Annotated in this window: 6 protein-coding genes and 2 riboswitches; of the genes, 2 read left to right on the top strand and 4 right to left on the bottom strand. The window is 63.0% G+C overall.

Features of this window, described 5'->3' with window-relative positions; all coding sequences use genetic code 11:
- The first annotated feature begins 903 nt into the window (after positions 1 to 903).
- Complete coding sequence (locus PQQ95_RS36315) at positions 904 to 1,860, top strand: flagellar brake protein (protein ID WP_408447166.1); 957 nt, start codon at positions 904 to 906, stop codon at positions 1,858 to 1,860.
- Positions 1,861 to 1,890: 30 nt separating this feature from the next.
- Here the strand turns inward: PQQ95_RS36315 and PQQ95_RS36320 are convergent, their stop codons facing one another.
- From PQQ95_RS36320 to cobW, 4 genes are all read right to left on the bottom strand, one after another.
- Complete coding sequence (locus PQQ95_RS36320) at positions 1,891 to 2,481, bottom strand: vWA domain-containing protein (RefSeq protein WP_408447169.1); 591 nt, start codon at positions 2,479 to 2,481, stop codon at positions 1,891 to 1,893.
- Positions 2,482 to 2,561: 80 nt separating this feature from the next.
- Positions 2,562 to 3,626 carry a magnesium chelatase ATPase subunit I gene (locus tag PQQ95_RS36325; RefSeq protein ID WP_408447172.1) on the bottom strand — a complete coding sequence of 355 codons (1,065 nt, stop codon included), beginning with the start codon at positions 3,624 to 3,626 and terminating at the stop codon, positions 2,562 to 2,564.
- Positions 3,623 to 7,447, bottom strand: coding sequence for a cobaltochelatase subunit CobN (gene cobN, locus PQQ95_RS36330; protein WP_408447175.1), 3,825 nt, complete (start codon positions 7,445 to 7,447; stop codon positions 3,623 to 3,625). Before cobN ends, PQQ95_RS36325 begins: the two co-directional genes overlap by 4 nt.
- Before the next feature lie 6 nt (positions 7,448 to 7,453).
- A complete protein-coding gene (gene cobW / locus PQQ95_RS36335) occupies positions 7,454 to 8,554 on the bottom strand; it encodes a cobalamin biosynthesis protein CobW (protein WP_408447178.1) in 1,101 nt (366 codons plus the stop codon).
- A 198-nt stretch (positions 8,555 to 8,752) separates the two neighbouring features.
- Positions 8,753 to 9,024, bottom strand: a riboswitch (cobalamin riboswitch).
- Between the two features lie 79 nt (positions 9,025 to 9,103).
- Positions 9,104 to 9,331, top strand: a riboswitch (cobalamin riboswitch).
- A 226-nt stretch (positions 9,332 to 9,557) separates the two neighbouring features.
- Here cobW and cobA point away from each other — a divergent pair.
- Positions 9,558 to 10,298: uroporphyrinogen-III C-methyltransferase (gene cobA / locus PQQ95_RS36340; RefSeq protein ID WP_408447181.1), on the top strand; the 741-nt coding region annotated here is incomplete at its 3' end.

The following is a 10,298-nucleotide window of genomic DNA, read 5'->3' on the forward strand; positions in this document are numbered from 1 at the left end:
CTCCTGTCGGCGTGAATCCACCCCAACAGGAAAACCTTCCTTAATACTAGTGTGAGACTTGATACTTTCGCTTTACGCCAGACCCCGAAGAGCCCGGCTCGCATCGCGCATCAAGCGCCCACACTTATCGGCTGTTAATTTTTAAAGATCGATTACGCATTCACTACCGAACCAGCGCCTACTTCAACCACCCGGCACCGCTTCGTTCTGCGTCGCTGCATCAGCAGCAGAGAAACGAGATTATGGAGAACGGTCGGCATGTCGTCAATCCCCTCTGTGCAATTATTTTCAAAAAGTTGAGCAACACCGAAACAACCCCCTGTTCGCCCACCGCAAAAATACTTAGGCATCCGATCAATTTCAGGCGATACCAGCAATTGCAAATTTTTGCAAGCAAGAGACGCTAACTCTATCGAACGATCCGCGCCACGAGACACGGAAGACAACAAGGACGCAGAGGGAACGAGCGAACAGAGGATGCGCAGCAAAATCTGCACACAAGCCACAAAGACAAACAGGAGCCAACAAGAAACGCCAACGCGAAGCGTGGTTTTACGAAATACGCTTCGGCGCGCGCAGCGCCGCCGGAAGTATGACGCCCTTGTCACTCCGGCCGAATGTGCGAGAACACGGATTCCAGATGCACCACTATCGTAACTGTGCGAGGGCCCCGCTTATGAGCTGACGGTGTGAGCCGCTTTCTTTGCTTATCTTTCTTTGCGGCGGCAAAGAAAGTAAGTGCCGCCCCGCACAGGGGCCACACTAATAGACCACTAGCAAATCAAAAAAACCACCCCTCCCGCAAAACACCCCAAAAAAGAAAAGCAAAACCCCAAACCCTAAAGCTCCCCCCACCGCAGCCGTAAACAAGTAATCACGCCACATATTTAGCCGCCGACGACTATGGAAAATCCATCAGAAGCCCAAGCAGAAGCCCAGTCCGTGACGCCAGACCCCGCCACCCCATCGCCCTCCCTGACTCCGGAGGCAGTCCCCATAGGCACCCCACTCGACTGGCCAATCGCAGACGCCGACGGGACACTCCTCTTCGCCAGCGGCACCCTCCTCGCGACCACGGACGAGCGCAAATTCCTCTTCGACCACTTCCATCCGCACCGCGCCGACCTGCTGGACGCGGCCCCACAACCGGAATCCCACGCCGACCACCCCGCCGACACCCCCAGCAACCTCACACTAAAAGACATGCACCTGACGATAGGTGCATTAATAGGCATACGCTCCCAGCTCGGCAGCGGCGCCCCGATGCATCCATGCCGCGTCATCGGCTTCGCGCCCAACCAGGCGATCTTCGTCACGCCGCCATTGCAAGACGGCCGCATCCTGCCGCTAGGCCCCGGTGAAAACATCGAAATCGTCGCCATAGCGAGCCATGCCGTGTTTCGTTTCGTCTGCACGGTCGAGGCAGTGTGCCGCGCCCCGTTCGACTATGTGGTGCTATCGAAACCCGGTGTGATCCGCCGCCTGCGCGAACGCAAGTCGATCCGCGTCCATGCGCACCTCGCGGTGCGCTTCGGCATCGGCGAAACCGGCGATGCATATGAAGGTCTGGGTCTCGCCAAAAGCATCAGCGCGCTCGGCATGTCGCTGACCACTCCGTGGACGCTGGGCGCGGTCGGCGAACGGCTGCGCATCGCCTTCTGCCTGAAATCGGGGGAGATGCAAACCGCAATCGAAACCACCGCGGTCATCCGCAACGTGCAGAAAGGTAGTGCGCCGGGCGAGCCGTCGACCCACGGCCTCGAACTCGATCAACTCGACACCGCCCAGCAGATGGCGATGAAAGTCTTCGTCTTCGATCGCCAGGACGATGTGCAGTACTGGTCCAACGGTTTGAAATAAGCGCGAAAACGTGCCGCGGGTCACGCAGAATCAGGTGATCAGCTGGTCCGGCGTAAACAACGCCGCGCCCCATGCATCGGCAAGTGTCTGACAACGGCCCAGCCGTATCGCCGCCTGCTCGAAATCGACGAATACCACCTCGTCCGCGTGACGCGGCCGCGCCGGCTGATCGCCACTGCGGCCGTCGGTCAGGATCCACAACCAGCGCTGTTGCGCGGGGTTACGCCGGGCGCTGCGCTCCAGCACCAGCGCAGCCTGACGCACGCCGGACGCTAGCGGCGTCCCGCCGCCCCCGCCCACCGGCCTCAGCCAACGCTCGTTCCACCAGCGCGGCACAGCCGGACCGAAACGCAGATCGGCGCCGGCACCGCCAAAACACACCAGCGCCGCCTCGGCGCGAGAGGCGCTTGCACGATCGAACAACGCAATCAGCAAACCCTTGGCGAGTGTGAGGCGCTGTCCGCCAAGCATGGAACCCGAGCAATCGAGCACAAAGCAATGCAGCACCCCGCCCTGCGGCGCCTCTCTGACGAAGCGAAGATGCTCGGCGCGCAAGGTGTCCTGACGCATGGCGGTAAGCGTCTGCAACCACGCGATGCGCTTGCCCGGCGCGCCTTGCAATCGGCCACGCGAACCTGCGCCGGCACCTTGCCGCCATCGAAAACCGCTGTGCGAGTCAGCGGCGGCACCCTTCCGATGGCTCAGCGTTTTTTTGCGTTGAGCGGAATGACGCCCTTCACCTGCGCGACGCCAGCAGGCTGGGGCGGCAAGTAACCCCAATCGCTGTCGCCTGCAGCTGTGCCTGGCATTGCATCCAGCGAAGATGGCAAGGACGTGGCATCCGCGTCGTCAGCGGCCTGCTGTGACGCTTCGCCACCACGCGCGTCACCCATTGCACGCGTATCGCGATCGTGGCGCCGATGCATCAGCACCGCCTCAGCAACCCGCTCGACATGCTCCGTCGTCACAGCAGTTGCCTGCTCCAGCGCCGCCAATGCTCGCGCTGCACGCAACATCACGAGATCGGCGCGCAACCCATCGACCGCCGCGTCGATGCACCGCGCGCTGACATGCGCATGCACGGCGTCGTCGAAGCCGAGTTGCGGCAGCGCTTCACGCGCCGCACAAATCCGCTGAACATACGTCTCCTGTTGCTGCGCATAATCCGCACGAAAACCCTGCGGATCGAGATCGAACGCCAGACGCGCCTTGACAATCTGCTGACGCACCTGTGGCTCGAAACAGTTCTGCAACCCGACCATCAAGCCAAAACGATCGATCAGTTGCGGCCGCAGTTCACCTTCTTCCGGATTCATCGTACCGATCAGCACAAAGCTCGCGTCGTGACTATGCGAGACGCCATCGCGTTCGACGGTATTCACACCACTGGCAGCCGCATCGAGCAATGCATCGACGAGCGCATCGGGCAGCAGATTCACTTCATCGACATACAGCACGCCGCGATGCGCTTTCGCGAGCAAGCCAGGCGAAAACCGCACCGAGCCATCGCGCAATACGGTTTCGATATCGAGCGTGCCGATCAGGCGATCTTCACTCGCGCCGAGCGGCAAATTCACCAGTTGCCCTTCCGGCAGCAGCTCGGCGAGCGCGCGCGCCGCGGTCGATTTCGCCGTGCCGCGCGGCCCGCTCACCAGCACGCCGCCCAGACCGGGATCGATCGCAGCCAGCAGGAGCGCCTGCTGCAAGGGTGTCTGGCCGATCAGCGCGGCAAATGGAAAAGCGGGCCGTTGAGTCGCTGCGTTCATGTTTGCATTCCTTCGATCTGCTGCTCGCTCGCGAGCAGATGCTGTTCGACTTGCGCACGATAGTCGCCGGGCGCTTGCCACAAACCACGCTGCATCGCTTCGAGCAGACGCTCGCAGATCGAATGCAGGGCGTGTGGATTGTGCCGCTGCAAGAACGCGCGCGTATTGGCGTCGTTCAGATAAGCGTCGGTGACGAGCGCATATTGGTGATCGGCGATCACGCGCGCGGTTGCATCGTAGCCGTAGAGATAGTCGACCGTCGCCGCGATTTCAGCGGCGCCCTTGTAGCCATGACGCTTCACGCCATCGAGCCATTTGGGATTGACCACCCGCGAGCGGATCACGCGCGCGATCTCTTCATGCAGCGTGCGCACACGTGGCGCGGCCGGGTTGCTGTGATCGGCGTGATAGACCTGCGGCTGATTGCCCGCCAGATGCCGCACCGCCGCGACCATGCCGCCCTGAAACTGGTAATAATCGTTCGAATCGAGCAGGTCGTGCTCGCGGTTGTCCTGGTTCTGCAGCACGACGTCCATGACTGCGAGGCGCGTGCCGAACGCATGGCGCGCTTCTTCGCCGGCGCTTTTCTGCGTGTAGGCGTAACCGCCCCACGCCTGATAGGCGTTCGCGAGATCGGCGTCGGTTTGCCATTGCTGCGAGTCGATCATGTCCTGCAAACCCGCACCATAGGCACCGGGCCGCGCGCTGAAGACACGCCAGCCGGCGCGCTTACGTGCCTCGGCGGTGTCCATGCCTTGCGCAATCAGCGCGTCGCGTTCGCGCAGCACGCGCGCGCGGATCGGGTTCAGGTCTTCGGGCTCGTCGAGTTCGGCCACGGCTTGCACGGCGGCGTCGAACAGATGCATCACATTGGCGAAGGCATCGCGGAAAAAGCCGGACACGCGCAACGTGACATCGATACGAGGCCGGTCGAAAGCCTCGATCGGCATGATCTCGAAGTCGGTCACGCGATGACTGCCTGGCGCCCACTTTGGCCGCACGCCGAGTAAGGCGAGTGCCTGGGCAATGTCGTCGCCGCCGGTGCGCATGGTCGCGGTGCCCCATACCGAGAGGCCGATCGCGCGCGGGTAATCGCCCTTTTCCTGCAAATGCCGTTCGATCAACTGCTGCGCGGATTTCAAACCAAGCGACCATGCCGCTTGCGTCGGCACCGCGCGCGTATCGACCGAATAAAAGTTGCGGCCGGTAGGCAGCACGTCGGGCCGCCCCCGCGACGGCGAACCGCTCGGCCCCGGCGGCACGAAGCGCCCTTCAAGGCCGCGCTTCAGATGCCGCATTTCCTGCGGACCGCAGGCGTCGAGCCGCGGCAGCACGTCATGGCGCAAGCGTTCGATCACACGTTCGGCTTGCGGCAAGGTTCCGGATGCGGGTGCGGGTGCGGGTGCGGGTGCGGGTGCGGCATCAACCGTTTCACCACCGCACACTTCACGCAACATCTCGGCCGCCAGCAGCTCCAGCCGCTCGCGCGTATCGCCACAATGCCGCCAGGGCGCATCGCTCACCTTCAGCAACACGTCAGGACGCGGACCATCCCACGCCGCCGACCAATCCACCGATAGCGGATCGAATAGATGATCCATCTGCAGATCACGCGCCAATGCATCGATCAAACCGGCCTTGCCGCCCTGGCCATCGCCGATCGGAAAGCGCCCCAGCGCCAGCAACGTATCGCGCCGCTGCACACCCTCAGGCGATTGCCCGAACGTATGCAAACCATCGCGAATCTGCGCCTCCTTCAACTCGCACAGCCAGGCGTCGACGCGTGTCAGCAGCACGTCCTCATCGTCCTGACCGTTCGGCTCCGCGAGACTCAACTCGTCATGCAGCTTATGCTCGACGATGGTCGCGAGAATGGTGCGTCTCAACAGCTTCGAGCGGCGTGGATCGACCATCAGCGCTTCGTAGTATTCGTCGACCTGGCGCTCGAGGTCCTGCAACGGACCATAACTTTCGGCGCGCGTGAGCGGCGGCATCAGGTGGTCGATGATGACGGCTTGCGCGCGACGCTTCGCCTGACTGCCTTCGCCCGGATCGTTGACGATGAACGGATACAGATGCGGCATCGGACCGAGAATCAGATCGGGCCAGCAGGCATCACTCAACGCGACGCTCTTGCCGGGCAGCCATTCGAGATTGCCGTGCTTGCCGACATGCACGACCGCGTCGATGCCGAACTGATGACGCAGCCAGAAATAGAACGCCAGGTATGCATGCGGTGGTACAAGTTCAGCGTCGTGATAGCTCGCGTAATCGCCCTGCTCACGAGAGCGCGACGGTTGAATGCCGACGAACACCTGCCCGCACCGCCAGCCCGCGATCATGAAACGGCCGCGCCGCAGCGTCGGATCCTGTTCGGGTGAACCCCAGCGTGCGTTCAGCGCATGGCGAGCTTCCGCGGGCAACGCGTTGAAGTACACCAGATAGTCGTCGAGCGCGAGGCTTTGCAACGCGGGCCGCAAGTCACGCACGACCGGATCGTTGGTGACGCCTTCGGTCAGCTTCTTCAACAGCGCATCGCCGTCGGCGGGCAAATCGCCTAACCGATAACCTTCATCGCGCAACATGGACAGCATGCCGACCACCGAGGCCGGCGTATCGAGTCCCACGCCATTGCCAATGCGCCCTTCGCTCATCGGGTAGTTCGCGAGAATCAGCGCGAGCTTCTTGTCCGCGTTATCGAGCGTGCGCAGACGGCACCAGCGGCGGCTCAGTTCGGCCAGAAAACCAACGCGTTCGAGGTCCGGTTGATAGCGGACCACGTCCACCTCGGTGTGCGGACACCGATAGGCGAGGCCCTTGAAGCTGATCGCCCGCGTGATGATGCGGCCGTCCACTTCCGGCAGCGCGATATGCATGGCGATATCGCGAGAATTGAGGCCCTGATTGTCCTTGACCCAGTCTTCGCGATTACCGCCGCTCAGGATCACCTGCATCACCGGCGCGTCGCCGGCGAGCGCAAGCGGCTCGGGATCGTCGATGGCGGAGGCGGCGAACGCAGTCGTATTCAGCACCAGCGCGACGTCATGTTGGGCGCACAACTGCTGCACGACTTCACGGCTCATCGCATCTTTAAGCGAGGTAATCGCGATCGGCAGCGGATTCAGGCCGTGTGCCGCGAGCGCATCGATCAGGGCGTCGAACACCGCCGTGTTGGCTGCCTGCAGATGCGCCTTGTAGAACAGAATCGCCGCGACCGGCGCACCCTCACGCCAGTGCGCCTGCCAGTCGGCCATTGTCGGCGTGTCGTGTTCGGGATGGTAGAGCGTCGCGGCAGGCAATGCGCGCGGCAGCGCAGGCTCGCGCCCCCAACCAAGCGAGCGGTATGCAATGCAACGCAGGAACGCCTCGGCATTCTGCGGGCCGCCTTCACGCAGATAACGCCATAGCTGATGGCACAGGTCGGCGTCGGCGGTGCTGCGCGCGAGCAGATTCGGGTCTTCCTGAAGATCGCCGGAAAACATGGCGAGCGTCTGCTGCTTGCGCTCGGCGAGCGCGACCACCTGCTCGATGCCGTACGGCCAATACGCCTCACCGCCGAGATGATCGACCACCACGACACGCGCATGCTGCAACACGTCTTCGACATAAAAATCGACCGATGCCGGTTGCCGCAAATACGTGACGTTCGCGAGCCGCACGCTCGGAAAACCCTCGCCCAGACGCGGAAACACGCTCGCGAGCAGCGACAGCGTGGTATCCGCGGAACTGAGCACCACGATATCGGCGGGCCGCTGATCGATACGGATCACGCCTTGCGTATCGTCGACAAAACCGCCCGGCGTGGTGCGCAGCAGATGCATGAACGGTTACGCCTGTTGCGGTTGGGCGCTCGCCACCGCGCTCAGCGCGGCTTCGAATGCCTGTTGCAGCGCGGCTGGGTCGAGGTCTTCACCAATCAGCACGAAGCGGCTTTGCTGGCCCTCACCCGCTTCGCCTGCTTGCCAGCGCCGGTCGAAATAGCTATCGAAACGACGGCCCACGCCCTGGATCACCAGACGCATCGCAGCGCCCGGCAGTGCCGCGAAACCTTTGACACGGTAAATCGTGTTCGCTTCGACGAGTCCTTGCAACGCGGCAATCACAGCCTCGCGCGACGAAACATTCGCGTGCACGACCACCGAATCGAATTCATCGTGGTGATGATCGGCGTCTTCGGCGGAACCGTGATGGTCGTGGCGCAAATGGATCGTCTCTTCCGACGCCGCTTCGAGGCCCAGCAGCGTATGCAGGTCGAGCTGCCCCCTCTGCGCGCGCACGATCTTCACCTGCGGTGGAATTTCTTCGCGGATAGTGGCCTCGACCGAAACCTGCTGCGATTCGTCGAGCAAGTCCGTCTTGTTCAGAATCACCAGATCGGCCGCCGACAACTGGTCTTCGAACAATTCGTGCAGCGGCGATTCGTGATCGAGATTCGGATCGGCCTTGCGTTGCGCGTCCACTGCGACCGGATTGTCGGCAAACTGGCCGCTTGCCGCAGCAGGGCCATCGACCACGGTGACGACCGCGTCGACGGTAAAGCTGTTCTTGATCTGCGGCCAGTTGAACGCCTGCACCAGCGGCTTCGGCAGCGCGAGACCGGAGGTTTCGATCAGCACGTGATCGATCTGCTCGCGGCGTTCGACCAGTTTTTCCATCACCGGGAAAAACTCTTCCTGCACGGTGCAGCACAGGCAACCGTTCGCGAGTTCATACAGCTGCCCTTCGGTCTCTACACCGTTTTCATCGCAACCAATGCCGCAACCCTTGAGAATTTCCCCGTCAATGCCGAGTTCGCCGAACTCATTGACGATTACCGCGATGCGCTTGCCGCCCGCATGCTGAAGAATGTGCCGCAGCAGCGTGGTCTTGCCGCTGCCGAGAAAACCCGTGACGATGGTGACGGGGATCTTGCGCATTTGAGTTTGCATCGTGAGGTCCATCCGTAGAAGTGGCACGTGCACGCCGGCGCGCCTGCGCGTTTTGTCTGCAAAGGTCATGCGGACGGGGCCCAGGCCCTGCCGGCAACAACAATAACAAAACACGGGGACGAGTAACGGCGTTGCCGGGGCAACCGAAAACTGGAAATGAGAATGAGGTCATGAACGCGCCATCGCATCCCCGCGATGGTCGTTCTTCGTCGTCTGGCCGGTATCCGGGCTGGCGAAAGCGCCGCTTCCCCTTCCCGGACGAGTGGTTTCTCGCCCAGTGGTGATATGCCGACGCGGCCTTGCGCGTGACATCGAAGCCGGCTCTGCAGCGCGCTTGAACGCACCGCTTTTCGCTTACCGTTGCGGGGGCAGCACAGGTTGACCCGGTCCATTGCAGGTGGGCACCCTGTTTCCCGTTTAACTGCATGCGCACGAGCGCGCACACGAGCACCAAAGTGCGTGCGAGTTTAGGCCCGCGGCCCCGTGCCGTCAAGGAAACGCCGGGCGCGGCAGGGCCTTTCCGCAGTGCCCGCGCGGCCTGCCCTGTGCTATCGTATGCGCGCGTTTGGTGCCCGCACATGCGTTCGCATGTGCAGTTAAACGGGAAACAGGCCGCGCTCGCTGCGCTCAACCTGTGCTGTCCCCGCAACGGTAAGCGACCTGCGGTGCTTGCGCATCGCGCATGCGTTTTTGATGCCACTGTCTGACGAATCCGGACGGGAAGGCAAAACGCATGAGGCCGTCAGCCCGGATACCGGCCAGACGCGGAGGCAGCGAACGTCACGCTGCCGGCCGCCGGAATCCGCGAGGGACGGATGTGAAGGCGCTGAAGCACGACGTGGCGCGGCCGTCGGCAGTTTCCCCTCGCGGAAACGCGGCGAGCGGCGTTGTTTGTCGCGCGTTATCCGTAGCACCGCATGACCTCAATGTCCGCCGCCTCCGGCCTCATCAAGCCTTATCCGTTCCCGCTTGTCACGACATGGCGCGCGCCATGCTCGCCGCAATGAGCCGCGCCTGGCTGATCGGCGCCGGCCCCGGCGACGTCGAACTGATGACGCTCAAGGCGACCCGCGCGTTGGCGCAAGCCGATGTGGTGCTGGTCGACGATCTGGTGAATCCCGACGTGCTGCAGTTCGCGCGCGCCGACGCGCTGGTGGTGTATGTCGGCAAACGTGGCGGCCATCCATCGACGCCGCAGGCCGGCATCGTCGCGCAGATGCTCGAACACGTGCAGGCGGGACGCAGCGTGGCGCGTTTGAAAGGCGGCGATCCGTTCGTGTTCGGCCGTGGCGGCGAAGAACAGCAGGCGCTGCACGCCGCGGGCATCAGCGTCGATGTGATCAACGGCATCACCGCTGGGATTGCGGCGCCTGCGTCCATCGGCATTCCTGTGACGCATCGCGATCACGCGCAAGGCGTGGTGTTCGTCACCGGACACGGCTCCGGCAGCGGTGAGCCGGACTGGGCCGCGCTCGTCGCCACTCGGATGACGCTGGTGGTCTACATGGGCATGCGGCGGCTGAACGATATCGTCGACGCATTGCTCGCGGCCGGGATGAGTGCCGATACGCCGTGCGCGGCAATCGAATCGGCTACGCGCCCTGAGCAACGCCATGCGCTCGCGCGACTCGGCGAGTTTGCGGATACGGTCTCGCGGGCCGGACTCGGCTCGCCAGCGATCGTGGTGATCGGCGGCGTGGCGTCGCTGGCTTTGGCGCGGGATGCGGTGGATGCGAATGCGGGT

Origin of the sequence: Paraburkholderia caffeinilytica (genome assembly GCF_046030355.1) — a bacterium.
GTDB lineage: Bacteria > Pseudomonadota > Gammaproteobacteria > Burkholderiales > Burkholderiaceae > Paraburkholderia > Paraburkholderia caffeinilytica_B.

Coding starts and splice junctions, on each gene's coding strand:
- cobW (WP_408447178.1), bottom strand. CDS start 8,554: ATGCAAACTCAAATGCGCAAGATCCCCGTCACCATCGTCACGGGTTTT.
- PQQ95_RS36315 (WP_408447166.1), top strand. CDS start 904: ATGGAAAATCCATCAGAAGCCCAAGCAGAAGCCCAGTCCGTGACGCCA.
- PQQ95_RS36325 (WP_408447172.1), bottom strand. CDS start 3,626: ATGAACGCAGCGACTCAACGGCCCGCTTTTCCATTTGCCGCGCTGATC.
- cobN (WP_408447175.1), bottom strand. CDS start 7,447: ATGCATCTGCTGCGCACCACGCCGGGCGGTTTTGTCGACGATACGCAA.